Origin of the sequence: Robiginitalea biformata HTCC2501 (assembly GCF_000024125.1) — a bacterium.
GTDB classification, from domain to species: domain Bacteria; phylum Bacteroidota; class Bacteroidia; order Flavobacteriales; family Flavobacteriaceae; genus Robiginitalea; species Robiginitalea biformata.
The window spans coordinates 2,424,957-2,451,701 of sequence record NC_013222.1 but is presented as its reverse complement, the minus strand read 5'-3'; the positions used below and the strand labels follow the sequence as shown (position 1 = coordinate 2,451,701).

Below are 26,745 nucleotides of genomic sequence, written 5' to 3'. Positions count from 1 at the left end.
TCACAAACTTGTATAACATTAACTCAGAAATAGTAATTATGAAAAAAATGATTATTGGCTGTCTGGGTCTGGCACTGGCACTTTCGTCCTGTGTATCTCAGAAAAAGTATGCCGAACTGGAAGCCAAACAAAAAGAAACTCAAGACCTGCTGAACTCAGCAACCGTAAAACTCAACACCTGCCTGGAGGAAAAGGCTACCAACGATGCCCGCCTGCAGACACTCGAAGAGCAAAACGCCTTCCTCAAGGCCAACAACCAGGAACTCATCAACAACATGGGTAACCTGACCACGCTGACCGCCAAAGGCGCGGAAAACCTGGAAAAATCCCTGGAAAGCCTCAAGGAAAAAGACCTGACGATCAGGAAGCTGCAAGACGCGGTAACCCGTCGGGATTCCGTTAACCTGGCCCTGGTTCAGAGCCTCAAGGGCGTACTGGGCAACCTGGACGACGAGGACATCGAGATCAGTGTTGAAAAAGGCGTGGTATTTGTTTCCATCTCCGACAAACTGCTCTTCAGCAGCGGAAGCTACAACGTGACCAACGCTGCCAAAAATGTACTGGGCAAAGTTGCGCAGGTGGTGAACAACAAACCGGATTTCGAATTTATGGTGGAAGGCCATACGGACAACGTGCCGTATCGCAGCGGTGTCCTTCTGGACAACTGGGACCTGAGCGCCAAGCGGGCTACCTCCGTGGTTCGTATCCTGCAGAACGATTTCGGCGTAGACCCCGCCCGCATGACAGCGGCCGGACGCAGCTACTACGTACCCCTGGCGAGCAACGATACCGCAGCCAACCGGGCGAAAAACCGTCGTACGCGTATTGTAGTTCTGCCGAAACTCGACCAGTTCTACTCGATGATCGAAGAAGGTATGGAAGATCCGGCGATTAACAACTAATCCCCGGGAACTTCAACAAGTAAAAACCCGCAGCGTTTGCTGCGGGTTTTTTATTTGTCCTTATCTCATCGAAAAGCCTGCCTAATACAATATACTCAGGTCGCCTTTTCCCTCCCGGACTATTTCGGGTTCGGGGCCGGACAGATCGATGACCGTAGAGGCGACATTCCCCCCGTATCCCCCGTCAACTACCACATCCACCAGGTTTTCCCATTTCTCGTATATCAGTTCCGGGTCCGTGGTGTACTCCAGCACGTCGTCCTCGTCCCGGATCGAGGTGGATACGATGGGCCGCCCCAACCCGGCAACCAGGGCATGGGCAATGCGGTTATCGGGAACCCGGATCCCGACCGTTTTCTTTTTCTTGAAATCCCTGGGCAGGTTATTATTGCCGGGGAGGATAAACGTATAGGGGCCCGGGAGGGCCCGTTTGAGGATCTTAAAGGTTTGGGTGTCGATCTGCCGGACATAGTCGGAGAGATTGCTCAGGTCCTCGCAGATAAACGACCAGTTTGCCTTGTGCAATTTTACCCCCTTGATACGCGCCAGGCGTTCCAGGGCCCGGCTGTTGGTAATATCACAGCCCAGGCCGTAAACCGTATCGGTGGGGTAGATAACCAGCCCCCCGTCCCGGAAAGCCTCCACCACCTGCCTGACGGCTTTCGGGTTCGGGTTCTCCTCGTAGAGTTTGATGAATTCTGCCATAACTCCAACTATTCCAATTAGAAAATTACTCGCATTTCGAAGATGTGGGACACTTTTCCCGAGGATACTCAGCCGTCGCTTCGCGGCACCTGGTAAACCCGCACATAATCCACCTCCATGGTAGCCGGGAAGATGCTGTCATCCACCCCTTGGAGCCCGCCCCAGTTGCCCCCGACGGCAATGTTCATCAGGAAATAAAACGGCTGGCTGAATGGCCAGTTTTCGGCAGTTGTCGGGATGGGTCGCCGAAAGATCAGCTCCACATTGGCCGGGTCGTCCAGGTAAAACTTCAGGTATTTGGATGTCCAGAGCACCCCGTAGACATGGAATTCCTCCTCCACCGTTTCCAGGGGAACCGGGCCTGAGGTGATCTGTGTGCCATTCATATGGTTATTGGCCGAACTGTGGATGGAAAAATGCATCTGGTCGGGCTCAAAGCTCACGTATTCCATAATATCGATCTCGCCGCAATGCGGCCACCCCACCGTCCCGATATTCGATCCGAGCATCCAGAGGGCCGGCCAGATGCCGTTGCCTTTGTGCTCCGGGATACGCGCCCGGATCTCCAGCCGGCCAAAGGTGAAATCCTGCCGGCTGTTCAGCCGGGCCGATTCGTAGTCCCCTGCATTGCCCCCGGAACCGACCTTGCGGGCCGTGATTTTCAGCGTCCCCTCACTGACTTCTGTAACCCCGTCTTCCACGTAGTTCTGCCATTCGTTGTTTCCCCAGCCATGGGCGCCGGTTTCAAAACGCCATTTTTCGGTGTCCAGGGCATCCCCGTCAAATTCATCGCTCCAGACCAGTTCGGCGTCATCCCAGTAATCCGGCGCATCCACATCGGGCAGCGATGCGGTATCCGGCGTATCGTCGGCAGGCTGGTTTACTTCAGGTTCCTGCGCATTCCCGGAGGACTGGCAGCCCGGGAGCATCCACAGGGAGGCCAGGAGTGCGATGCTGGCGAAACGATTCAGGTTCAGGTTCATTATCTCAAATCTTTTGGTGAATACTATACCGGCTTGCACCGGAAGGCTGCGGTCGTAAATCCACTATCCACGGGATAAGGTACGACAATTGGCCGGTAAGAACCAACGGCCGGCCCCGCTTTAATCGAGTACCCGGAGTTTGGCAAAACGGAGCAGCAGCTTTTTGACATCCCCCCGTTCAAAACGGATTTCGGCCTTCTTGTCGTTGCCCGCGCCTTCCACTTTCAATACGGTGCCCGCCCCAAAGCGCGAATGGTCCACGCGGGTTCCCTCCTGCAGGTCGGCGATGACCGTGTCCGAACCTTTGGGAGAGGCAATATCCGGTTTCAGTTTCCGGAGCCTCCGGAGCTGTTCGGGTTTGGGCCCGGTCCGGGACGGAGGGGTTCCCGCAACCGGTTTCTTCTGCCGCAGCCGGCTTTTATCCACGTCCCCGAAAATATCCGAATCGATCAGGGGGCGGTAGCGGTAGTTGTCTACCGGAGTTAAGTTTTCGATATAAGACTCCTCGATTTCCTCGATAAACCGGCTGGGTTCCGCATCGATGAGTTTCCCCCATCGGTAGCGGTTCTGGGTATAGGTAAGGTAGGCCTGTTTTTCTGCCCGGGTCAGCGCCACGTAGAACAGCCGTCGCTCCTCTTCGAGTTCGCTCCGCGTATTCATGCTCATGGCCGAGGGGAAGAGGTCTTCCTCCATCCCCACAATATACACGTAGGGGAATTCCAGCCCCTTGGCCAGGTGGATGGTCATCAGGGCCACGCGGTCCTCGTCGCCCGTATCCTTGTCCATGTCCGTGGCCAGGGCAACGTCCTCCAGAAATTCCGACAGGTCGCCTTTGGCATCGGCCACTTCCTTCTGCCCTTCCACAAAGTCCTTGATCCCGTTGAGGAGCTCTTCGATATTCTCCATGCGGGCTATCCCTTCCGGCGTCCCGTCCTTTTTGAACTCCAGCAGCAACCCGGATTTTTTGGCCACGTGTTCGGCAAGCGTAAAGGCATCGGCACTTTGGTTGAGTACCTGGAAACTCCGGATCATCGTTGCGAAATCCGACAGCTTCCCCCGGGTCCCCCGGTTCAGCCCAAGCGGCTCGCTCTCCAGGTTTTCGATGTGTTCAAAAATGGTGCGGCCGGATGCGTTGGCCGCCACGGTTAACTTATCCATGGTGGTTTGCCCGATGCCCCGCGTGGGGAAATTGACAACCCGCTTCAGGGCCTCTTCGTCCCCGGGGTTCACAATGAGGCGCAGGTAGGCCAGTACGTCCTTGATTTCCTTTCGTTGGTAAAAGGACAGCCCCCCGTAGATCCGGTAGGGAATATCGCGTTTCCGGAGCGCGTCCTCGATGGCCCGGGACTGGGAGTTGGTCCGGTAGAGGACGGCAAAATGTCCGTTGGGCATTTGGTGCCGCATTTTCTCCTCAAAGATGGACGACGCCACAAAACGCCCCTCTTCGGCATCGGTGGGACTGCGGTGCAACTTAATGCGAGGCCCTTCCTCATTGGAAGTCCACACTACTTTTTCGAGCTGGTTTTTATTCCGGGCGATCACGCTGTTGGCCGCCCCGACAATATTCTTTGTGGAACGGTAGTTTTGTTCCAGGCGATACACCGCCACGTCGTCGTAATCCCGCTGAAAATTCAGGATGTTCGTGATATTGGCGCCACGGAAGGAATAGATACTCTGGGCATCGTCCCCAACCACGCAGATATTCTGGAACCGGTCTGCAAGCGCCCGAACGATCAGGTACTGGGAATGGTTCGTGTCCTGGTACTCATCCACCAGGATGTAGCGGAAACGCTCCTGGTATTTGTGCAGCACTTCAGGGAAACGGTTCAGCAGTTCGTTGGTCCGCAGGAGCAGGTCGTCAAAGTCCATGGCCCCTGCCTTAAAGCAACGGTCCACGTAATGCCGGTAGATTTCCCCCAGCCTGGGCCGTTTGGCCATCGCGTCCGCCTCCATGAGTTCCGGGTTCTGGAAATAGGCCTTTACGGTAATGAGGCTGTTTTTATAGGAGGAAATGCGCTGCTGGATTTGCTTGTACTTGTACACATCCTTGTCCAGGCCCATCTCCTTGATGATCGAGGCGATCAGCCGCTGGGAATCCTGGGTGTCGTAGATGGTGAAATTGCTCGGGTAACCCAATTTGTCGCCGTCGTAGCGCAGCAGCCGGGCAAAGACGGAATGAAAGGTGCCCATCCACAGGTTTTTGGCTTCCCCGGAACCCACGATGTCTGCAATCCGCTTCTTCATCTCCCGGGCCGCTTTGTTTGTAAAGGTCAGGGACAGGATGTTGAAGGCGTCCACGCCCTGGTTCATCAGGTGGGCAATTCGGTAGGTCAGCACGCGGGTCTTCCCCGAGCCGGCTCCGGCTATTACCATCAAGGGCCCGTCCTTGTGGAGGACGGGTGCCTTCTGTGCATCATTGAGTTCATCGAGAAACATGCCGGGCAGCAACTTAGAGGGGGTGAATTTAGCCATAATTCACCGCAACCTCAAAACGGTTCCAACGGGAATTATAAACAATCCGGGGTCGTTTTTTCCAATTTGAATATCTTTAGGCCCTTTCAACCCGGCGGGCCGCAGCGCCGAGCCCATCCGGTACCATCCACTAATTCTTGCAAACGATAATAAAATGACCCTATGAAACAACTGATCCGATGCTTTCTGCTGCTTGCCGCAACCGCAGGATTTGCCCAGCACGCCAACCTTGAATCCGAATACCAGGCCATAGAAGCCAAAGTAATCGACTGGCGCCACGATATCCACCAATTCCCCGAATTGTCGAACCGGGAGTTCAAGACGGCTGAAAAGATTGCAGCCCACCTGAAATCACTCGGAATCGAAGTGCAAACCGGCGTGGCCCACACGGGGGTTGTCGGCGTCCTCAAGGGAGACCGGCCAGGCAAAGTAGTGGCCCTGCGTGCCGATATCGACGCCCTGCCCGTACGGGAGCGGAACGACCTGCCGTTCAAATCCGAGGTGACCACGGAATTCCTGGGCGAAGAAGTGGGCGTGATGCACGCCTGCGGGCATGATACGCATACGGCCATCCTCATGGGGGTTGCGGAAATCCTCTCCGGGCACAGGGACAAAATTAACGGAACCGTGAAATTTATTTTCCAGCCGGCAGAGGAAGGCCCACCCCCCGGGGAAGAAGGCGGCGCCCTGCTCATGGTAAAAGAAGGGGTCCTGAAAAACCCGGACGTGGATGCCATCTTTGGCCTGCACATCAATTCCCAGACTCCTGTAGGAACCATTCGCTATAAATCCGGCGGCGTAATGGCCGCTGCCCAGGAATTTACCATCCGGGTAAAAGGGAAACAGTCGCACGGCTCCCAGCCCTGGTCCGGGGTAGACCCGATATTGATCAGCGCCAAGATCATCGACGGCCTGCAGACCATTATTTCCCGGGAGGCAAACCTGACCAACGAGGCGGCCGTAATCACCGTGGGCAAGATCAAGAGCGGGGTGCGTTTTAACATCATCCCCGAGAGCGCCGAAATGATCGGGACCATCCGCACGCTTGACTACGATATGAAGGACCAGATCAACCGGCGTATGGAGGAAATGATCACCGGTATCGCCAAGGCCTACCAGGGCGAAGCGACCCTGACCATCCGGGATGCAACGGACATTACCTACAACGACCCGGCCCTGGTGGAGCAAATGCTTCCCACCCTCCAGCGGGTTGCCGGGGCGGAAAACGTGAAAAACTCCAAGGCGGTAACCGGGGCAGAGGATTTCTCGTATTTCCAGCGGGAGGTCCCCGGGTTCTTCTTCTTCCTGGGCGGGATGACCCCGGGAAATACGGAGTCCTTTCCCCACCACACCCCGGATTTCAAAATAGACGACTCCGGGATGCTCCTGGGCGTCCGGGCGATGACCGAACTGACCCTCGATTATCTGGGTACCGGGAATTAAGCCCCGGAACGATCCGCAGGAAACGTATATTTGCAGAAAACCCGAATGTTGTAGTATGGAGAATTGTACCCGAACCCCAAAATATTTCCCGCTCTTGTTGGTTATGGCTATGCTGGTTGCCTGTAGCGCCATGGGCCAGCGACGGAGTGAATTGCAGGCGCAGATCGATACGCTGGAGTCCGAACTGATGCAGGTTCGGCGCGAGCTGGCGGAGGCCCAGGCACGTGAAAAAGCCAGCCTGGCACGCGCAGATTCCTACGAAAAACAAGTGGGCGAACTCAAGGAGGCCAACGCCACATTGCTAGAAAACCTGGGGAGTTTCGCCGAGGTTTCCAACAAGAATACCTCGGCCCTGAACCAGGCCCTGGGTTCCCTGCAAAACAAGGAGCAGGAATTGCGGGCGATGACCGAGACCATCAGCCGGAACGATTCCTCCATCATCGCCCTGTTGTCGGATGCAAAGGCCACCCTGGGGCCCGATGCGAAACTCAAGGTTTCCGGAGGCGGCCTGGTAATCTCCGGCAGCCTGGAACAAGTGTTTGGAAGCGATACCGGAACTGAAATCACCGAAGATGCCGGCCCCTGGCTACAGGGTATTTCCGAATTGCTGAAGTCGCACCCACACCTTGACGTAACGGTAGAAGGCCTGTCGATGATCGGCGACCTCGCCCTGGCCGCCCGGCAGGGAGTTTCCGTGATGAATGCGCTGAGGGATGACTACGACATCCCGGCCGACCGGTTGAGCGCCAGGGGCCGGGACGGGAATTTCAGCGAAGGGGTGGACATCCTGATCCATCCGGGTTACAGGGAATTTTATCAGCAGGTTAAATCGCAAACCAAGAATTAGACCCGCAATGGGATACTTTTTGGGGATTTCAGCCGTTTTCCCACAAGAAACCAAACCAAAACCAACACGATGACCGGAGACGATATTCTACAACTTTTTGCCTTCCTTTTGCCCGCCGTGGTAACCGGAGTGGTGGCTTTTTACTTTTTCAGGCTGCACACCCGGAACGAGGAAGGCCGCAGGCGATACCTGCTCCACAAAGAAAACCAGAAGGAGGCCCTGCCCATCCGGTTGCAGGCCTACGAGCGGATGGCCCTTTTCCTGGAGCGGATTTCCATCCCGAGCCTCGTGGTGCGGGTAGCTCCGAAATCCGCCGACAAATCGGAATATGAAAACCTGCTGATCCGCAACATCGAAAACGAATTCGACCACAACCTCTCCCAGCAAATCTACATGACGGATGAGTGCTGGAATGTGATCAAGGCGGCCAAGAACGCTACCATTCAGGCCATCCGGAAAGCCGGGATGAGCACGTCGGATACGGCCGAAAAGCTTCGGGAGGACATCCTCAACGACACGATGGACAAGGCCTCCCCTTCCGCCACGGCTCTGGCTTTTGTCAAGAAAGAGATCGGGGAACTCTGGTAGGCCCCGCAATTGCCCGAATATTGCCCCTGCTATTCCGGTTCCAGTTCGCTGGCCTGCTCGCTCTTTGAAGCGGCATACTGAAACCCGCGTTCCCACCATTGCGTCATTTGCTCCTTGTCAAAAATCAGCGAATTGGTCGTCAGGATGGTCGGGGTATAGTAGAAGTTGATGAGCGCGTTCTGGTTGCTCGCAACGAATTTCCCTATTTTGATATTCTGCTGTTCAATCCGGTCGAGCATAAAGGCGAACATATTGGTCATCAGGGAGAACGCGTTGCGCGACGGCATCCGGTTCAGGTGGGTCACCTCCGTGTGCAGGACAATCGCATCCACCTCGGTGGCACCGCGTCGGATAGCTTCTTCAACGGGTACCATGGACCCCAGCCCGCCATCGGCATATTCGCACCCGTTTTTGCGGACCAGGCTCATAAACGGGATATAATTGCAGGATATCCAGATCCATTCGCAGAATTCGTCGTAGTCAAAGTCGTTGATGGACTTGTATTCCACCTGGTTGAGCGACAGGTTCGAGACGGTCACCACGAGGTCCTTGGGGCCCGTTTTCAGGGTTTGAAACTCTTCTTTGGTAATCGTTTTCCGAATGAGTTTCAACAGGTTGTGGCTCTCCCCGAAGGTTTTGCTGCCCCGCATAAAATTCCTCAGAACATTCCAGTGGTTGATCCCGATGCTGTCTACCCCGTATTTGTGGCTGATGGTAAACGGCAGGTTACTGAAGATGCTCTGCTGATTCACGCTGGTGTATACCTTGCGGATCTTCTCAATTTTCTGGAGGGCCAGGTGGCTGATCAACAGGCTGCCCGTAGAGGTCCCCAACAGTAAATCGTAGTCGTATCCCCGCTGTTCCATCAGGAATTGGGCAACCCCTCCGGCAAAGGCCCCTTTGCTGCCTCCCCCGGATATCACCAATGCTCTCATAATTCCTCAATTTTATTGTAGACATATTTGAACCGTTCCCTGGAAAGCCCCTGCGCCAGAGATTGCCAGAGGCCGCGCTCCGGTCGGGCCGCGATCAGCTCGTCCAGCAGCCGCCGGGCAAATTTGCGAAACTGCCAACTGTGGTGTTCCGTGGCGCCCAACAGGTCTTTGAGGTTTTCCTCCCCCAGGGCGTCGGCCTGATGGAGGAGCCGAAAACCGTTTTCGCGAACCTCCCGGTCAAAATCGGGACCCGTTGTTCCCCGGAGATTCCCCAGGTACGCCCTGCCGGTTTCCGGATCGGCATACCCCTCGGTGAGCAGGGCCAGCAACCACCACAATTGTTTCAGGTTCGGGGCCTGGATAAGCGGATTGTCTGCCGTCCGGTCCAGGTATTCGGCCCGCCTGTCGGGAAACCCGGACCACAACCTGTAGAGGACTGCTTCCCGGATTTCGTAACTGGGTGCATCCAGGAGGCCCTCAAGCCAGGCCTGCACCCCCGGATCGTTTGGCAACGGAATGCTGAGCAGGGCTTTTTGCACCTCGGGCCGGGAATCTGCCCGGGACTTTTCCAGCAATTCGGGGCCAAACAAAGCCCCGTACCGGGTGGCCAGGGCCGCCCGGTATGGGGCCGCATCAAAGGCTTCCCAGGCATTTAGCAGCACCTCCTGGCCCGGGGCGGCAACATCCTGAACTGCATTGTCACGTTCGGCTGCCGCATGGTCGTCCCCGGCCCCTGCAACTTTCCCCTCCCCGCTTCCCGCTTCCCCGGATATCAGGTCCAGGTACCGGGCCAGTGAAGCATCCCGTTCCCTGAGGTGGGAAATGGCCGCTTCGTAAGGGAAATCTTTGCCTTCAAGCCATTGTTGGCGAAAACCATCCAGGGAAGTTCCGGCTGCGCGCTCCATCACCTCCAGGAATCCATCGACGGTTGCATTGCCGAATGCATAGGTATGCAGGTAGGATCGGACCCCTTCCCGAAAAGCTGTGTCCCCCACCAGATTCCTCAGGGCCAGGAGCGCCCAGGCCCCTTTCTCGTAGAACGTCAAACTGCCCGATCCCGGGTCAAGAAGCGACTCCCCGCTGCCGTCCCGGCTGAGTTGCTTCAGCGCATTGGCGGAACGGTAAAGCGCCCAGTACATTTCCCGCTCCCCCAGGATATGGCCTTCCGCCAGGTAGGCGTAGTATGTGGCAAACCCCTCGTGCAGCCAGTGCTGGCCCCCGTCCGTTTCGGTCACCAGGTTGCCAAACCACTGGTGCGCGAGTTCGTGTGCGTTGACGTTCAGGTAATTCCGGTCGTTCACCCCAATGGAGTCCACCAGGTAGGAGTCGGCAAAAAATGTGGTCCCCGTATTTTCCATGCCTGCGTACATAAAGTCGCGCACCGGCACCTGTTTGTAATTCTGCCAGGGATAGGGCACCCCGATTTCTCGCTCCAGGAAATTGAAGACCCGATCGGTATGCCGGTATGTCCGGCGGGCATCCGCACGGCGCCCTGCCGGATAATACAGGGCAATGGGGACCCCGGAGGCCGACTGCATCCCAATGCTGTCGTACCGGCCAATGGCAAAAGCCAGCAGGTAACTGCTCATCGGTTGCTCCATATCGTACACCCAGGTTACCCTGTCTCCCTGATTGCGTTTCTCCTCTAGCACCCCGTTGGCAATAACTTCCCGGCCGCGTGCAGCGGTAACCTCCAGGTCAAAGACTACTTTCTCACGCATATCGTCAAAACTGGGAACCCAGTGGCTGCTGTATTTTCCCTGGCCCTGTGTCCATATCTGGCTATCCCCCCCGTCGCCTTCCGGGCCGATGAAATAAACCGTTTGTCTTGGGCGGGCCAGGTATTCGATTCGCAATTCATGCTGGCCCGGGTCCCGGGGGGCAACCAATGCGAGTTCTTTGCCGTTTGCGGTAAAGGTGGCGGGTTGGCCGTCCACCGTCAGACGGTGGATTTCCATATTGTGGGCATCCAGATAGATACTGTCTGCCTTCCCGGCGAAATGGAATGTATAGTGTACGGTTCCCCGGATGGAATGGTCGGAGGCCTCCGGGAGGATGGATATGGTGCCGGCAATAAAATCTACCCCGGGTTGCTGGCCTCTGGCCATGGCCAGGAAACACATCAGCATCAGGGGCAAGCATCGGGTTCGCATGGGTGGATTGCCAGGGTTTGTTTCCCAAATTTAGGCATTTGGACGGTTGCAGGAATATGGGGGAACCCTTAATTTAGTCCGATGCAACCCGATCCCAGGAATACCCCGCTCGCGTACCTGAAGGGAGTCGGGCCCGGGAGGGCCCGGCTGCTGGAGTCTGAGCTGGGGCTGAAGACGTTCCGGGACTTGCTGTATTTCTTCCCGAACCGCTACATCGATAAATCCCGGTATTACAAAATCCGCGAATTGGAGCGAAGCAGCGCCGAAGTCCAGTTAATCGGTAAAATCGTGCACCTGAAGACTGTGGAGCAAAAGCGGGGCAAGCGGCTGGTGGCAACCTTCCGGGACGATACCGGGGAAATGGAACTGGTCTGGTTCCGGAGCCAGAAATGGTTCAGGGAACGTTTGAAGCTCGGGGAACCCTATGTCATTTTCGGGCGCGTCAATTGGTACAACGGGGCATTCTCCATGCCGCACCCGGACCTGGAACTCCTCTCGGCCCACCAGCAGCAAAAGCGGATCAGGATGCAACCCGTCTACCCGTCTACCGAGAAACTCACCCGGCAGGGCATTTCCAACCGGCTGCTTACCCAGTGGGTGGCAGCGGTCCTGGCACAGGTGCGGGAGGTTCTGCCGGAAACGCTGCCGGACCGCATTTTGGAGGCCTTGCAATTACTCCCGAAACCCCGGTCGCTGGTGCAGATACATTTTCCGGATTCCAATGCACTTTTGGCCCGGGCCCAGGCCCGCCTGAAATTCGAGGAGCTCTTCTATATTCAGCTGGCCCTGCTCTCCAAAAAACACGAGCGGAAAAAGCGGATACGGGGGTACCTCTTTGAACAGGTGGGCGAACGTTTTACCGCATTCTACAAGGACCACCTGCCCTTTGACCTGACCGGGGCCCAGAAACGGGTTATCCGGGAGATCCGGGCAGACCTCGGAAGCAATGCCCAGATGAACCGGTTGCTCCAGGGTGACGTTGGCTCCGGGAAAACCATTGTGGCCGTACTGACCATCCTCCTGGCGCTTGACAACGGGTATCAGGCCTGCCTGGTAGCCCCTACCGAGATCCTCGCCCAGCAACATTTCAACGCGGTCAGCGAATTGCTGGAGCCCCTGGGCCTGCCGGTCGGTCTGCTGACGGGATCCGTAAAGGAAAAGGATCGCAAACCGCTGCTGGCCGGGCTGTCGGACGGCAGTTTACCCATATTGATCGGGACCCATGCGGTCCTGGAGCCCCGGGTAAAGTTTAATAACCTCGGCCTGGCCATTATCGACGAGCAACACCGCTTCGGGGTGGCACAACGCGCCAAACTGTGGAAAAAGAACAAGCGCCCCCCGCATATCCTGGTGATGACGGCCACCCCGATCCCCCGAACCCTGGCCATGAGCCTTTACGGGGACCTGGACATCAGCCTCATCGACGAGCTGCCGCCCGGGCGAAAGCCCGTGCGTACCGTCCTGAGGGGCGACAGGGACCGGCTCCGCGTTTTCGGATTCCTCAAAGACGAGATTCGCAAAGGCCGCCAGGCATACATCGTCTACCCGCTGATCCAGGAATCCGAAGCAATGGATTACAAGGATTTGATGGACGGGTTTGAAAGTATCAGCCGGGAATTCCCCCAGCCGGACTTCCAGGTATCCATTGTCCACGGGCAGATGAAACCGGAGGCAAAGGAATACGAAATGCAGCGTTTTGCAGAAGGCAAGACGCAGATCATGGTAGCCACAACGGTGATCGAGGTCGGGGTGAACGTCCCGAACGCCAGCGTGATGGTCATCGAAAGTGCGGAGCGGTTTGGGCTCTCCCAGTTGCATCAACTCCGCGGGCGGGTGGGCCGCGGGGCGGACCAGAGTTATTGCATCCTGATGTGCGGGGAGAAATTATCGGAAGAAGCGCGCACGCGCCTGCAAACCATGGCCCGTACGAATGACGGCTTTGAAATTGCCGAAACCGACCTGAAATTGCGAGGCCCGGGCAACCTGCTGGGAACCCAGCAAAGCGGGGTGTTGAGCCTGCGGATCGCCGACCTGGTGAGGGACCGGGAACTCCTGCAGTCCGCACGTGAATTCGCCCGTCAGCTGCTGCTTGCAGACCCCGGCCTGGAACAGGCGGAAAACCGGGTGGTCCGCACCAGGCTACAGCAAATGGAGGTTTTCCAGAACCGTTGGGACTATATCAGCTAGCTACGCACCCCTTCGCCGGCCCGGGCCCCGTTAGTTTGACCTGTCCATACTGCGCGCCAGTACCTTATCCGATGTGCCCACCTTAATTAATGTCTTCCCCGGCCTCCAGTTTGGCGATATTCGCCTCAATGGCATTCTGGTTCAGTTCGTCCGGGGCGCGTTCCCGGGCAATCTTCAGGTGCCTCAGCGCTTTCTGATAATCCCCCAATGCGCTGTAGCCACGTGCCAGTCCATAGTCTACCGGCCATGTGTTTTTATGGTTTTTGGCGTTCTTCTGAAACACTCTCAGGGCCTGTTCGGGTTGACCGCGGGCAATCAATTGCCGGCCGTAGCCGTGTACCTGGAATACCGTCCCGAGTTGCATGGCTTCGTCTATGGCGGCCTCGGACGCTTCCGTTTTGCCCTGGGCATCGAGGATCTGTGCTTTGATACTCAGGTTGTTGAAGTCTTTCTGGCTGAAGAATTGGCCGGAAATGGCCGCGTTGATCCAGCCGAGCGCTTCATCCAAATCGCCGCCGTTGTTGAGCGCATAATTGGCCGCCTGCTCCCATGACTGACGCGTAAAGCCTTCCTGGTTCTGCAGCTTCTGCCGGATAAATGCCATGGTCAGGGAGGGGGTGTCGAACTCCACCTTAAAGGGAATTTCCTTTTTCTCCCAGCGCAGACTGGCAGTGGCTCCGTTGGCGGATAAATCGGTAAATCCGTATTCCAGCCATTCCGTATGGGGGATTTCAGTAGTACCGACCTCCACGCGGAGGGCATCTTCAGAAGGGTCGTAGAAATAGCTTCCCCACGCCCCGCTATTGTTCGAGAAAATAACCGTGGCCCGGTTGTCCGGGTGGACGACCATATGGAGGCCGTAGGTGCCGGCAGGCAAGGGTTCCCCTTCCACCAGGGCATCGTGGGTGAGGCTGAAGGTGGTGTTTTCATTGGCGCCGGCCCTCCAGGGCGATTCGGCGGCTGAACCGAAACCCAGGTTGTTCATGCCGTAGGGTACCAGGGCGCCCCAAATTTCCCGGCCATTTACTGCCGGCCGGGAATATTCGATGGTGATGTCGCTGATCCCGACCCGCTGGGTAACCCGGGCCATCTGGCTGCCCCTTGGCAGGTCCAGCTGGGCCTGTATCGGATATGCCATCAACCCCAGGAGGAGGGGAAAAACCATTTTTTGCAAACGGGAGGCTACCTGCCCTTGCAAGGAGTAAATTTGTTCCATTTCACATATGTTTAGACGGTTCGCAATGAGATGTTTATAAGTTAACCCGCGTTGGAAGCGGCGCACGTTATCAATATATTAAACCGCAGCGCGCCCGTGTTAAAAAAACCGTGCAACGGGAAGTCCCGACGGGGGTTTGCCCTCTTAAGGTAGTAAAATCGCAGCGCATATTAACATCCCGCCCGTTTTGGGCATCGTAATTTACAGGGGGTGCATTTTCACAGCGGGGTCCCGATTAGTATCTTCGTAAGCGCTTTTTATGAAACTTATCGAGCCTTAAGCACTATGAGCAAGACACTATTCGACAAAGTATGGGACTCCCACGTGGTCCGCAAAATAGACAACGGGCCGGATGTCCTTTTCATCGACCGCCACCTGGTCCACGAAGTGACCAGCCCGGTGGCATTCCTGGGGTTGAAAAACCGGGGTATCCCGGTGCTCTACCCCAACCGGACCTTTGCTACCGCCGACCACAATACCCCTACCCGGAACCAGCACCTGCCGGTTAAGGATCCGCTTTCGGCCAAACAACTCGAGGCCCTGGAAAAAAATGCCGCTGAACACGGCATCCCCTATTGGGGGCTTGGCCATGAGAAGAACGGCATCGTGCACGTAATCGGGCCCGAGAACGGGATTACCGTACCCGGGGCCACCATCGTGTGCGGTGACTCCCATACTTCCACCCACGGCGCATTCGGGGCCATTGCCTTTGGCATCGGAACTTCGGAAGTAGAGATGGTCCTGGCCACCCAGTGCATCATGCAGCCCAAACCCAAGCGTATGCGGATCAACATCGACGGGAACCTGAGCGAGGCCGTCACCCCCAAGGACGTGGCACTCTACATCATCTCCAGGCTAACCACCTCCGGTGCCACCGGGTACTTTGTGGAATATTCCGGTGAGGTTTTCCGCAATATGAGCATGGAAGGCAGGATGACCGTTTGCAACCTGAGCATCGAAATGGGCGCCCGCGGAGGGATGATTGCTCCGGATGAAAAAACATTTGAGTACATCCGCGGCCGGGAATACGCGCCTTCCGGCGCCGACTGGGATACCGCCATGGCCTACTGGAAAACGCTGCATTCCGACTCGGACGCGGTTTTCGACAAGGAAATCAATTTTTACGCCTCCGATATCGAACCGATGATTACCTACGGGACAAACCCGGGGATGGGTGTCGGCATATCCCGTACCATTCCCACGGCGGAGTCCATGGAAGGCGGGGTAGCCACCTATCGCAAATCCCTGGAGTATATGGACTTTGCCGAAGGCGAAGCGATGATCGGCAAGCCGGTTGACTTTGTATTCCTCGGCAGCTGTACCAACGGACGAATAGAAGATTTCCGGGCTTTCTCGAAGATCGTCAGGGGCAGGAAGAAGGCAGATAATGTCACGGCCTGGCTCGTACCCGGCTCCCACAAGGTGGAAGCGGCTATTCGGGAGGAAGGGATCCTGGACATCCTCCAGGCTGCGGGTTTTGATTTGCGCGAACCCGGATGTTCTGCCTGCCTGGCGATGAACGACGACAAGATTCCCGCGGGAAAATACGCCGTGAGCACCTCCAACAGAAACTTTGAAGGAAGGCAGGGGCCCGGGGCCCGCACCCTGCTGGCCAGCCCGCTGGTAGCCGCCGCAGCCGCGATAACCGGAAAGGTAACCGACCCCAGGGAACTCCTGGAACCGGAACTGGCCTGATACTGAAAGGAATTTTAAAAACCCATTGGGTATTCAAAAGGCGCATACCCGTATTAAACAGCATTCAAATGGCATACGATAAATTCACCATCCTGAGAAGTACCGCAGTCCCGCTGCCCATAGAAAATGTGGATACCGACCAGATTATCCCGGCGCGCTTTCTCAAGGCGACCGAACGGAAGGGTTTTGGCGATAACCTGTTCCGCGACTGGCGGTACCACCCGGACAATACGCCCAAGGAACATTTTGTATTGAACAACCCCATCTATAGCGGGAAAATCCTGGTTGGAGGGAAGAACTTTGGTTCGGGCTCCTCCCGGGAACACGCCGCCTGGGCCGTATACGACTATGGATTCCGCTGCGTGGTTTCCAGCTTTTTTGCAGATATATTCCGGAACAACTGCCTGAATGTGGGGGTGCTCCCGGTACAGGTAAGTGCCGAGTTCCTGCAGCGGATATTCGAAGCCATCGAGAAGGACCCCAAGGCCGAACTGGAGGTAAACCTGCAGGAACAAACCATCACGCTGCTGCCTACCGGCGACAGCGAGTCCTTCGAAATCAATGGCTACAAGAAGGAGAACATGCTCAACGGCTTTGACGACATCGACTACCTCCTCAACATGAAAGAGGAAATCAAATCCTTCGCGGGGGATACCCCGCTTTAAGTCTCCGGAAAACCTTCCGGCACCCGCCCATGGAAAAACGACGTATCGAGATCATGGATACCACCCTGCGAGACGGGGAACAAACCTCAGGGGTATCCTTTACCGCATCGGAAAAACTGACGCTGGCCAAACTCCTGCTGGAGGAACTCCGGGTAGATCGCATCGAGGTAGCTTCTGCCCGGGTTTCCGAGGGGGAATTCGATTCCGTCCGGCAAATTACCGCCTGGGCCGCCGAAAAGGGATTGTTGCCCCGGGTGGAAGTACTCACCTTTGTCGATGGCGGTGCCTCCCTGAACTGGATGGAACAGGCAGGCGCCCAGGTACAGAACCTGCTGACCAAGGGCTCCCTGAACCACCTGAAATACCAACTGAAGAAAACCCCGGAAAAGCATTTTTCGGACATTCGCGAAGTCATTGCGAAAGCCGGGGAACAGGGGGTCCGCACCAATATTTACCTGGAGGACTGGAGCAACGGCATGCGGAACTCCCCGGAATACGTGTATGAGTTCCTCGATTTTCTGGATACCCAGCCCATCGACCGGATCATGCTTCCGGATACCCTGGGGGTACTCACGCCTGGGGAAACGCGGGAATTCCTGGAAGACATCATCGGCAGGTACCCGGACGGGCACATCGACTTCCACGGACACAACGATTACGACCTGAGCGTGGCTAACGTTATGGAAGCCGTCAGCGCCGGGGTCCACGGGTTGCACCTGACGGTCAACGGCATGGGCGAACGCGCCGGGAACGCGCCGCTTGCGAGCGTGGTGGCCGTCCTGAACGACTTCATGCCCGAGGTTGCCATCGGGGTGAGCGAAACCTCCCTGTTCAAGGTGAGCAAGCTCGTCTCGGCCTTTACCGGAATTGGCATCCCTGCCAACAAGCCCATCGTCGGGGACAACGTCTTCACCCAGACCGCGGGCATACACGCGGACGGGGACAACAAAAAGAACCTGTACTTCAACGACCTGATGCCGGAACGTTTCGGGAGGAAGCGCAAATACGCCCTGGGGAAGACCTCCGGCAAGGCAAATATCCAGAAGAACCTGCAGGAGCTCGGCCTGACGCTGAACGACGAAGAACTCCGTAAGGTAACTGCCCGAATCATTGAACTCGGCGACAAGAAGGAAAAGGTGACCCGTGAAGACCTCCCGTACATCATCTCGGATGTATTGGGCAGCGGGTCGCACCAACAGCGTGTTTTTATCCGTTCCTATGTGCTCACCCATGCCAAGGGCCTGCAGCCTTCAACGACGGTCTCCCTGGAAATCGAGGGGGAAAACTACGAGGCCCACGCCCAGGGGGACGGCCAGTTCGACGCCTTTATGAATGCCCTGCGGAAAGTCTATCGCTCCCTGAAAAGGCCGTTGCCGACCCTGGTGGATTACGCGGTGCGGATACCGCCGGGATCCAATTCGGACGCCCTCTGCGAAACGGTCATTACCTGGCGGCAGGACGACCGGGAGTTCACGACCCGAGGGCTGGATTCCGACCAGACGGTCTCGGCCATCAAGGCTACTGAAAAAATGCTGAATATCGGCTGATTCCAGGCAAAGACAGTTCTGCCCTGATAAGAACCCCTTGTTTAACTTGTTTAATTAGTTACCTCCCGCGCCGGTGCCTCCAGCGCGTATACGTGTAGATCCCCAGCGCAATCAATGCCCCCAGGGCGGCGAGTCCTGCCCCCACCTGCCCTGCGGCAATCACGCCATAACCGAAAGCGATGGGCAATCCGGCCAGGTAGGCCCCGATAGCGTTGGCGATGTTAAAGGCGCTTTGGTTCATGGCCGAAGCGAGCATCTCCGACCCGTAGGAGGCCTGGATAATCGCTATCTGGATAGGGGCCGCCAGCGTAAAGGTTACCAGCCCGACTACAAAGCACATGATCAGCACCCAGACGGGAAAAGGTGCCAGGAAGGAATTCAATACGAGCATCAGGGACATTCCGGATAACCCTGCAAAAATCGCCCGGAGGGCCCCGAGCCGTTCCTCCATCCGCGCCCCGATAAAATTACCCGCCACCATGCCGGTCCCGGCCAGGACCATTGCATAGCTTACCGTGGTCTCGGAATGTCCCGAGACGTCCAACAGCAAGGGGGCGATATAGCTGTACCAGGCAAAGAACCCGCCGGTACCGATGGCGGTCAGGGCCAGCAAGGCCCAAAGCTTCCCGTTCTTCATGGGCGACACGGGCAGTTCATCTTTTTCCCGGGGAACCGACAGGGAAGGCATCCAGTTGTAGAGGCTCACCACGGTCAGCACCCCCACTACCCCAACCAATAAGAAGGAAAAGCTCCAGTGGAAGGAATTCCCGATAAACGTCCCCAGGGGGACCCCCACAACGTTGGCGATGGTAAACCCCGCGAACATCTTGGCAATGGCCTGGGCCCCTTTCCCTTCCGGCGCGAGACGGGCGGCAATCACTGCTCCGATCCCAAAGAATGCACCGTGCGGCAAACCCGACAGGAACCGAACCACCATCATGGACCAATAGCCCTCGGCAAATGCGGAAAGCGTATTGAAAACGGTGAACCAGAGCATCAGGACCACCAGGGACTTCCGCGAAGGCCAGCGCGCTATCAGGCCCGTCAGCAACGGGGCGCCCAGGACCACACCCAGGGCATAGGCTGAAATAAAGTGTCCGGCCTCCGGGATGGTCACCTCCAGGGAACGGGCCACTTCGGGGAGTATCCCCATGATGACGAATTCCGTCAACGCAATGCCAAATGCCCCCATGGCGAGGGCAATATAGGCCTTGGTATGTTTCCCGGCGGCTATGGCTATAAGATATAATCCGTGCTGATGAAGTTCGAGGCCTTGGTGTCCAGCAATTGTTCCACGGTTTCCACGTTGATCGGGTTATCCTTGAAGGCGACAAACGTCCGGATGGAAAAGGAACGCAGGGCGTCGTGGACGCTGAGCGTGGACTGGGCGGAATCCTTCCGGCCCGTAAACGGGTATACGTCCGGGCCCCGCTGGCAGGAACTGTTCAAATTGACCCGGCAAACCAGGTTGGCTAGCGTATCGATCAGGGGCGCCAGCGTATACACGTCCTTGCCAAAGAGGCTCACCTGTTGCCCGTAATTGCTTTCGGCCATATCGTCCAGGGGTTCCTCGATTTCCCGGAAAGAAAGGACCGGGATAACGGGCCCGAATTGTTCCTCCCGATACACCCGCATATCCCGGGTAACCGGGTAGAGCACCGCGGGCCAGATGTAGTTGTCCGTTTGTTCCCCTCCCTTTTCATTCAGGATCCGGGCTCCCTTTTCCAGGGCATCGTCAATGAGTTCCCGGATATAATCCGGTTTCCCGGGTTCCGGCAACGGGGTCAGTTTTACGCCCGGGTCCCAGGGGTTTCCAAAGGGCAATGCGTCCACCGCCGATGCGAACCGCTCGAGGAATTCCTCCCGGATGTCTTCATGAACGTACACCACTTTGAGGGCGGTACACCGCTGCCCGTTAAAAGAGAGCGTTCCGGCCAGGCACTCCTGGATACTCAGGTCCAGGTCGGCGTCCGGCAGCACGATGGCCGGGTTCTTGGCTTCCAGCCCCAGGACCAGCCGGAGCCGGTTGCTCTTGGGGTGCTGTTCCTGCAGCGCATTGGCAGATTTGCTGTTGCCGATAAGGGCCAGTACGTCTACCTTCCCGGTTTGCATGATCGGGGCGGCCACTGCCCGTCCCCGCCCAAAGAGGATGTTTACCACCCCCCGGGGGAAGCTGTTCTGGAATGCCTCCAAAAGGGGCGTAATCAGGAGTACCCCGTGCTTGGCGGGCTTGAAAATGGTCGTGTTCCCCATAATGATCGCAGGGATCAGCAAGGCGAATGTTTCATTCAGCGGGTAATTATATGGCCCCAGGCACAGAACCACCCCCAGGGGCCCCCTGCGGATATGAGCATAGACCCCCTGGTGCTTGTCGAACTTGGCGGAATTCCTGTCGAGTTCCCGGTATTCCTCAATGGTGTCATAGATGTATTCCACCGTCCGGTCGAACTCCTTTTCGGAATCCGGCAGGGACTTCCCGATCTCCCACATAAGGAGCTGCACGATGCGTTCCCGCTTGCCTTCCATCTGCCGGACAAATTTCTCCATGCATTCGATCCGGTCGCGGACTTTCATCGTGGGCCAGGCCCCCTGGCCGCGCGCATAGGCGCCCATGGCCGCATCCAGGGCCTCCAGGGCCTCCTTTTCGCCCATGTCCGGGATACTCCCCAAATGGGTCGGCTTGTACTGGCCTGGCCCTGAAATGGTGGAATACACTTCGGTAACCGGGCCATCCCAATTCAGGAGTTCGCCGCCCACCAGGTACGTGCGCTGCGCAATGGGCTCCTCCAACTTGTATGCTTCTGGAATCGGTAGGGGTGTCATCTGGTTAAAAGGCTTAAACGATGGGTTTCATTGCGGTCATCGAGGCCCGGAGCCGCGCCCCGACAATTTCTACCGGATGGGTGCGAAGCGCCTTGTTGACGGCAATCAGTTTCGCATTGTCCACCCCGTTGTCCTGTCCTTCCCCAAAGGAGTTCCCGATAACATCCGTGTCAATTTTTGCCATAAAGTCCTTCAACAGGGGTTTGCAGGCATGGTCGAACAGGTAGCATCCGTATTCCGCCGTATCGGAAATGACGCGATTCATTTCAAAGAGTTTCTTCCGGGCAATCGTATTGGCGATCAGGGGGGTTTCGTGCAGGGATTCGTAGTAGGCGGATTCCCCGATGATGCCGGATTCCGTCATCGATTCGTAGGCGAGTTCCACGCCTGCCCGGACCATGGCTACCATCAGCACCCCTTTGTCGTAGTATTCCTGTTCGCTGATCTTGTCGGAACCCGCGGGGGTTTTCTCAAAATTCGTCTCCCCGGTGGCGGCTCGCCAGGTGAGCAGGTTTTTGTCGTCATTCGCCCAGTCTTCCATCATCGTCTTTGAAAAATGGCCGCTCATAATATCGTCCATGTGCTTGCGGAACAGCGGGCGCATAATCTCCTTGAGCTCCTCGGAAAGTTCAAATGCGCGGATCTTGGCCGGATTGGAAAGCCGGTCCATCATATTGGTAATCCCCCCGTACTTCAGGCCTTCCGTTATGGTTTCCCACCCGTACTGGATCAGTTTGGAAGCGTATCCCGGGTCCACCCCGCCTTCCACCATCTTGTCAAAACACAGGATGCTGCCCGTCTGCAGGAGCCCGCAGAGGATGGTCTGTTCCCCCATGAGGTCGGATTTCACCTCTGCGACGAAGGAGGATTCCAGCACGCCGGCTTTGTGGCCCCCGGTAGCAGCCGCATAGGCCTTGGCCTGGGCCAGCCCCTTGCCTTCCGGGTCGTTTTCCGGGTGGACGGCAATGAGCGTCGGCACCCCGAAGCCCCGCTTGTATTCCTCCCGGACTTCCGAGCCCGGGCTTTTTGGGGCAACCATGATCACGGTGAGGTCTTCCCGGATCTGCATCCCTTCTTCCACAATATTAAACCCGTGCGAATAGGAGAGCGTAGCGCCTTTTTTCATATGAGGCATTACCGAGTTGATCACATTGGTATGCTGTTTGTCCGGGGTCAGGTTGATCACCAGGTCGGCCGTGGGAATCAATTCCTCGTAGGTCCCTACGGGAAAACCGTTTTCGGTGGCATTCTGGAAAGACGTCCGTTTTTCTTGAATCGCCGCCTCCCGGAGCGCGTAGGATATATCCAGGCCGGAATCCCGCATGTTCAGGCCCTGGTTGAGGCCCTGTGCCCCGCAGCCGACGATGACGATTTTTGCGCCCTTCAGCGCTGCCACCCCTTCAGAAAATTCCGAAGGATCCATAAAACGGCATTTACCCAATTGTTGCAGTTGTTCCCTGAGTGAAAGCGTATTGAAATAATTCGTCATAATGGTGTGTTCTGGTAGATATTAAATTCTGTTTAGGATTGTTGGAAATTTGCCAGCAAGGCGGTAATCGGCATTTCGGCCTTGGTAACGGTAATCCGGCCGGACCGCACAAATTGCATAATGCCGAACGGCTCCAGGTCGTCGTGCATCTGGTCGATTTCACTTCGCCTGCCCGTTTTGGCCAGTACAAAATAGTCCCGGCTCACGGTGACGATCTGGGCGTGGCTGTCTTTGATGATATTCTGGATCTGCCGTTCATCGAACAACAGGTGGGAAGCGATTTTAAAGAGGGCGGATTCCTGGTAGATGGTTTCCTCATCCGTGTGGTAGAATGCCTTGATCACTTCAATCTGCTTCTCGATCTGGGCTACGATATGCCGCGTCCAGTTCTCCGTCGTGTGAACGACAATAGTAAATTTTGAAATGCCTTCTATTTCTGATTTGGAAACATTGAGGCTTTCTATGTTAATGTGCCTTTTTAAAAATATCCCCGAGATCCTGTTCAACAGGCCTACGTGGTTCTCGGAATAAACCGAGATGGTGAACCATTGATTGTCCATAGTGTTCATTGCTTATTTTAACCGGATATCGGAAACCGATGCCCCCGATGGGATCATCGGGAAGACGTTATCTTCTTTCTCCACGCGGACCTCGAGGAAATAGGCTTCCTCGCTCGCCATCATTTCGGCTACGGCTTCCGCCAGTTCCGCCCGGTTCTCCACCCGGCGGGAACGGATGTGGTAGCCCTCCGCTATTTTGACAAAATCCGGGTTGGTCATTACGGTGGAGGCATAGCGCCTGTCAAAAAACAATTCCTGCCACTGGCGAACCATCCCGAGGAAATCGTTGTTCAGGACCACAATCTTCACAGGCGCCTTTGTCTGGAAAATGGTCCCGAGTTCCTGGATGGTCATCTGGTATCCCCCATCCCCGATGACGGCCACCACTTCGCGGTCCATGGCCCCCATTTTGGCGCCGATGGCCGCGGGGAGCGCAAACCCCATGGTGCCGAGGCCGCCTGAGGTAATGCTGCTTTTACTTTGCCGGAACTTTGCGTATCGGCAGGCGACCATCTGGTGCTGCCCCACATCCGTGACGATCACGGCCTTGTGGCCGGACTCTTCATTGATACGGGCAATCACCTCCCCCATCGTCAGGCCTTCCTTTGTCGGGTGCAGGTCGTTTTTGATCACCGCCTCGAATTCCTCTTTGTCTCGGGCGTGGAATTCCGAGAGCCACTGGTCGTGCTTCCTTTTTTCCACCAGGGGCAGGAGCTGCCGGAGCGATTCCCGGGCATCCCCCAGGACCGCCACGTCCGCTTTCACATTTTTCCCCACCTCCGCCGGGTCGATCTCCAGGTGGATGACCTTGGCCTGTTTCGCGTAGGTGTCCAGGCTTCCCGTAACCCGGTCGTCAAATCGCATGCCGATGGCCACCAGTACGTCGCATTCGTTCGTCAGGACGTTCGGGCCGTAATTCCCGTGCATGCCCACCATGCCCACATTCAGCGGGTGGTCGGAATCCATTGCGGATAGCCCCAGGATGGTCCAGGCGGCAGGGATGCCCGTCTTTTCGACAAATTCCTGTAATTCCGCTTCGGCAGAACCCAGGATAACCCCCTGTCCGAAGACGATATATGGGCGCTTGGCTTTGTTGATAAGGTCTGCAGCCCGCTGCAAGGCTTCCGGGTCTGCCTTGGGCACCGGGTTGTAGCTGCGAACCCCTTTACAGGGTGTGTAGCTGAAGTCCAGGCTGTCGAACTGGGCGTTCTTGGTAATATCCACCAATACGGGCCCCGGCCGGCCGCTTCGGGCAATATAAAACGCCTTGGCTATAATTTCGGGGATTTCTTCGGCCCGGGTGACCTGGTAATTCCATTTGGTAACCGGGGTGGAAATGCCTATGATGTCCGTTTCCTGAAAGGCATCCGAACCCAGCAGATGGCGCGGAACCTGCCCGGTTATACAAACCAGCGGCGTGGAGTCGATCTGCGCATCCGCCAACCCGGTTACCAGGTTCGTGGCCCCGGGACCCGACGTAGCCATGGCAACTCCCACTTTCCCGCTTACCCGGGCAAATCCCTGGGCAGCGTGTATTGCCCCCTGTTCGTGGCGTGTGAGGACATGGTGGAGCCGGTCCTGGAATTTATACAATTCGTCGTAAACCGGCATTATTGCCCCGCCCGGGTAGCCGTAAATCAGGTCGGCACCCTCTTCGAGCAGGCAATGGATGATGGCCTCCGCACCGCTGATGCGCATGGCCTTCTTTTCGTCTTGTTTCTTTTGCATTTCCTTTACTGGTTCCATACCTGCATCAGGATTAAGTTTATCAAATTTCATCGGTAACACAGCCTTCAGAGGCCGATGAAACCGTTTTGGCATATTTGTACAGGCTGCCCCGCTTCACCTTTAGTTCAGGGGCCTTCCAGGCTGCCCGCCGCCGGTTGAGCTCCTCGTCGCTCAGGTCTACCGAAAGCGTATTGGCTTCGGCGTCGATGGTGATGATGTCCCCGTCCCGGAGCAGGGCAATCGGGCCTCCGGCCTGTGCTTCGGGTGTTACATGCCCCACTACAAATCCGTGGGTACCACCCGAAAAGCGGCCATCGGTGATCAGGGCCACATCCTTGCCCAGGCCGGCCCCCATGATGGCACTGGTGGGCTTGAGCATTTCGGGCATACCAGGCCCACCCTGGGGACCTTCGTAGCGGATGACTACCACATCCCCCCGGGAAACTTTGCCTTCGCCTATGCCCCGGTTTGCTTCAAATTCGTCCTCAAATACGCGGGCGGGTCCCTGGAACCGGAGTCCCTCCTTCCCGGTGATTTTGGCAACCGAACCTGTGGGTGCGAGGTTCCCGTACAGGATACGCAGGTGCCCGGTTTTCTTGATCGGGTCGGAAAGGGGCCGGATAACCTCCTGACCGGCTTCCAGATCCGGGACATCCTTTAGGTTCTCGGCAAGGGTTTTTCCAGTAACTGTCAGGCAATCCCCGTGGAGCATGCCTTCAGCGAGCAGGAATTTAAGGACGGCAGGCACGCCGCCCACCCGGTGGACATCTTCCATCAGGTATTTGCCGCTGGGCTTCAGGTCTGCCAAAAAGGGCGTTTCGTCACTGATCCGCTGGAAATCGTCCAGGGTAAACGGTACGCGCGCTGCCTTGGCAATGGCCAGGAAGTGCAGGACGGCATTCGTGGACCCCCCCATCACCACTACGAGGCGGATGGCATTCTCCAGGGACTTTTTTGTAATAATGTCGAGCGGCTTGATATCTTTTTCGAGCAAGGTGCGCACCGCCTGGCCGGCGCGGGTGCAATCTTCCTGCTTTTCCGAACCGGTGGCTGGGTTCGAAGAGTTGTAAGGCAGGGCCATCCCCAGGGCTTCGATAGCCGATGCCATCGTGTTGGCCGTATACATCCCGCCACAGGCACCAGCTCCCGGGCAGGCGTTCTGGATTACTTGTTTGTATTCCTCCTCCTGCATATTCCCGGCCACTTTCTGGCCCCAGGCCTCAAAAGCCGATACCACATCGAGTTTCCGGTTGTTCAGGCAACCGGATGCAATGGTTCCCCCGTAAACCATTACGGAGGGGCGGTTCAGGCGGATCATCGCCATCAGCGCCCCGGGCATGTTCTTGTCACAGCCCACTACAGTTACCAGGCCGTCGTAGTTCATCGCCTGGACCACGGTCTCCATGGAATCGGCAATAATATCCCGGGAAGGGAGGGAATAACGCATCCCGTAGGTTCCCATGGATATCCCGTCACTCACCCCGATCGTATTGAAAATCAGCCCTACCAGATCGGAGCGGTTCACGCCTTCCTTCACGTGCAGCGCCAGATCGTTCAGGTGCATGTTGCACGGGTTGCCTTCATACCCGGTGCTGGCAATCCCGATCAGGGGTTTTTCAAGGTCCTCCTCGGTCAGGCCAATGGCATAAAGCATGGCCTGCGCTGCCGGTTGGGTGGGGTCCTGTGTGACGTTTTTACTGTATTTGTTCAGGTTCATTCTTCCGCTGGTTTTGTCCGGGTCGTATTTTTGCCAAAATCAAAGATATGGCTTTGACAACTCCGGGGAAGGCAAGCAGGCGCGGAGCTA

20 protein-coding genes are annotated in these 26,745 nt (G+C 56.8%); 8 read left to right on the top strand and 12 right to left on the bottom strand.

Annotation, left to right across the window (positions count from 1 at the left end; all coding sequences use genetic code 11):
• Positions 1-38: 38 nt before the first annotated feature.
• Positions 39-902, top strand: a complete 864-nt coding sequence (locus tag RB2501_RS10860; RefSeq protein WP_015754864.1) for an OmpA family protein — start codon at positions 39-41, stop codon at positions 900-902.
• Positions 903-983: 81 nt separating this feature from the next.
• Here RB2501_RS10860 and RB2501_RS10855 read toward each other — a convergent pair whose 3' ends face one another.
• The 3 genes from RB2501_RS10855 to RB2501_RS10845 form a co-directional block, all read right to left on the bottom strand.
• Positions 984-1,607, bottom strand: a complete 624-nt coding sequence (locus RB2501_RS10855) for an L-threonylcarbamoyladenylate synthase (RefSeq protein WP_015754863.1) — start codon at positions 1,605-1,607, stop codon at positions 984-986.
• Between the two features lie 68 nt (positions 1,608-1,675).
• The gene (locus tag RB2501_RS10850; protein ID WP_015754862.1) at positions 1,676-2,590 is read right to left on the bottom strand and encodes a glycoside hydrolase family 16 protein; all 915 of its coding nucleotides are present in this window, start codon (positions 2,588-2,590) and stop codon (positions 1,676-1,678) included.
• Between the two features lie 120 nt (positions 2,591-2,710).
• On the bottom strand, positions 2,711-5,062 hold the full coding sequence (locus tag RB2501_RS10845; RefSeq protein WP_238528066.1) for an ATP-dependent helicase: 2,352 nt from the start codon (positions 5,060-5,062) through the stop codon (positions 2,711-2,713).
• A 162-nt stretch (positions 5,063-5,224) separates the two neighbouring features.
• Here RB2501_RS10845 and RB2501_RS10840 point away from each other — a divergent pair, with 162 nt between their 5' ends.
• The 3 genes from RB2501_RS10840 (at position 5,225) to RB2501_RS10830 (ending at position 7,940) form a co-directional block, all read left to right on the top strand.
• Positions 5,225-6,505: an amidohydrolase gene (locus tag RB2501_RS10840; RefSeq protein ID WP_015754860.1), complete on the top strand. Its 1,281-nt coding sequence runs from the start codon at positions 5,225-5,227 to the stop codon at positions 6,503-6,505.
• 55 nt (positions 6,506-6,560) lie between these two features.
• Positions 6,561-7,352, top strand: a complete 792-nt coding sequence (locus RB2501_RS10835) for a coiled-coil domain-containing protein (protein ID WP_015754859.1) — start codon at positions 6,561-6,563, stop codon at positions 7,350-7,352.
• A gap of 69 nt (positions 7,353-7,421) precedes the next feature.
• The gene (locus RB2501_RS10830) at positions 7,422-7,940 is read left to right on the top strand and encodes a DUF7935 family protein (protein WP_015754858.1); all 519 of its coding nucleotides are present in this window, start codon (positions 7,422-7,424) and stop codon (positions 7,938-7,940) included.
• 29 nt (positions 7,941-7,969) lie between these two features.
• Here RB2501_RS10830 and RB2501_RS10825 read toward each other — a convergent pair whose 3' ends face one another.
• The gene (locus tag RB2501_RS10825) at positions 7,970-8,875 is read right to left on the bottom strand and encodes a patatin-like phospholipase family protein (RefSeq protein WP_015754857.1); all 906 of its coding nucleotides are present in this window, start codon (positions 8,873-8,875) and stop codon (positions 7,970-7,972) included.
• Positions 8,872-11,028 carry a M1 family metallopeptidase gene (locus RB2501_RS10820; RefSeq protein WP_041327202.1) on the bottom strand — a complete coding sequence of 719 codons (2,157 nt, stop codon included), beginning with the start codon at positions 11,026-11,028 and terminating at the stop codon, positions 8,872-8,874. The genes RB2501_RS10825 and RB2501_RS10820 overlap by 4 nt, the downstream gene beginning before the upstream one ends.
• 81 nt (positions 11,029-11,109) lie before the next feature.
• On the opposite strand from RB2501_RS10820, the gene recG reads away from it, so the two are divergent.
• A complete protein-coding gene (recG, locus tag RB2501_RS10815) occupies positions 11,110-13,215 on the top strand; it encodes an ATP-dependent DNA helicase RecG (protein ID WP_015754855.1) in 2,106 nt (701 codons plus the stop codon).
• An 82-nt stretch (positions 13,216-13,297) separates the two neighbouring features.
• Here recG and RB2501_RS10810 read toward each other — a convergent pair whose 3' ends face one another.
• A complete protein-coding gene (locus RB2501_RS10810; protein WP_015754854.1) occupies positions 13,298-14,431 on the bottom strand; it encodes a DUF2911 domain-containing protein in 1,134 nt (377 codons plus the stop codon).
• Positions 14,432-14,716: 285 nt separating this feature from the next.
• On the opposite strand from RB2501_RS10810, the gene leuC reads away from it, so the two are divergent.
• From leuC to RB2501_RS10795, 3 genes are all read left to right on the top strand, one after another.
• The gene (gene leuC, locus RB2501_RS10805; RefSeq protein ID WP_015754853.1) at positions 14,717-16,126 is read left to right on the top strand and encodes a 3-isopropylmalate dehydratase large subunit; all 1,410 of its coding nucleotides are present in this window, start codon (positions 14,717-14,719) and stop codon (positions 16,124-16,126) included.
• Positions 16,127-16,194: 68 nt separating this feature from the next.
• On the top strand, positions 16,195-16,791 hold the full coding sequence (gene leuD, locus RB2501_RS10800) for a 3-isopropylmalate dehydratase small subunit (RefSeq protein WP_015754852.1): 597 nt from the start codon (positions 16,195-16,197) through the stop codon (positions 16,789-16,791).
• 29 nt (positions 16,792-16,820) lie between these two features.
• Entirely contained in the window at positions 16,821-18,338 is a 1,518-nt protein-coding gene (locus RB2501_RS10795; protein WP_015754851.1) for an alpha-isopropylmalate synthase regulatory domain-containing protein, read from the top strand.
• 58 nt (positions 18,339-18,396) lie between these two features.
• On the opposite strand, the gene RB2501_RS10790 is transcribed toward RB2501_RS10795, so the two are convergent.
• Genes RB2501_RS10790 through ilvD form a run of 6 tightly spaced genes read right to left on the bottom strand, consistent with a single transcriptional unit; the run spans position 18,397 to position 26,655 of the window.
• Positions 18,397-19,530: an MFS transporter gene (locus tag RB2501_RS10790; protein WP_015754850.1), complete on the bottom strand. Its 1,134-nt coding sequence runs from the start codon at positions 19,528-19,530 to the stop codon at positions 18,397-18,399.
• A gap of 44 nt (positions 19,531-19,574) precedes the next feature.
• A complete protein-coding gene (locus tag RB2501_RS10785; RefSeq protein ID WP_041327200.1) occupies positions 19,575-21,161 on the bottom strand; it encodes an NADP-dependent glyceraldehyde-3-phosphate dehydrogenase in 1,587 nt (528 codons plus the stop codon).
• A gap of 13 nt (positions 21,162-21,174) precedes the next feature.
• A complete protein-coding gene (gene ilvC / locus RB2501_RS10780; RefSeq protein ID WP_015754848.1) occupies positions 21,175-22,650 on the bottom strand; it encodes a ketol-acid reductoisomerase in 1,476 nt (491 codons plus the stop codon).
• Positions 22,651-22,682: 32 nt separating this feature from the next.
• Positions 22,683-23,210: an acetolactate synthase small subunit gene (ilvN, locus tag RB2501_RS10775; protein ID WP_015754847.1), complete on the bottom strand. Its 528-nt coding sequence runs from the start codon at positions 23,208-23,210 to the stop codon at positions 22,683-22,685.
• 12 nt (positions 23,211-23,222) lie between these two features.
• Complete coding sequence (gene ilvB / locus RB2501_RS10770; RefSeq protein ID WP_015754846.1) at positions 23,223-24,956, bottom strand: biosynthetic-type acetolactate synthase large subunit; 1,734 nt, start codon at positions 24,954-24,956, stop codon at positions 23,223-23,225.
• Between the two features lie 22 nt (positions 24,957-24,978).
• Positions 24,979-26,655: a dihydroxy-acid dehydratase gene (gene ilvD, locus RB2501_RS10765; RefSeq protein WP_015754845.1), complete on the bottom strand. Its 1,677-nt coding sequence runs from the start codon at positions 26,653-26,655 to the stop codon at positions 24,979-24,981.
• Between the last annotated feature and the right edge of the window lie 90 nt (positions 26,656-26,745).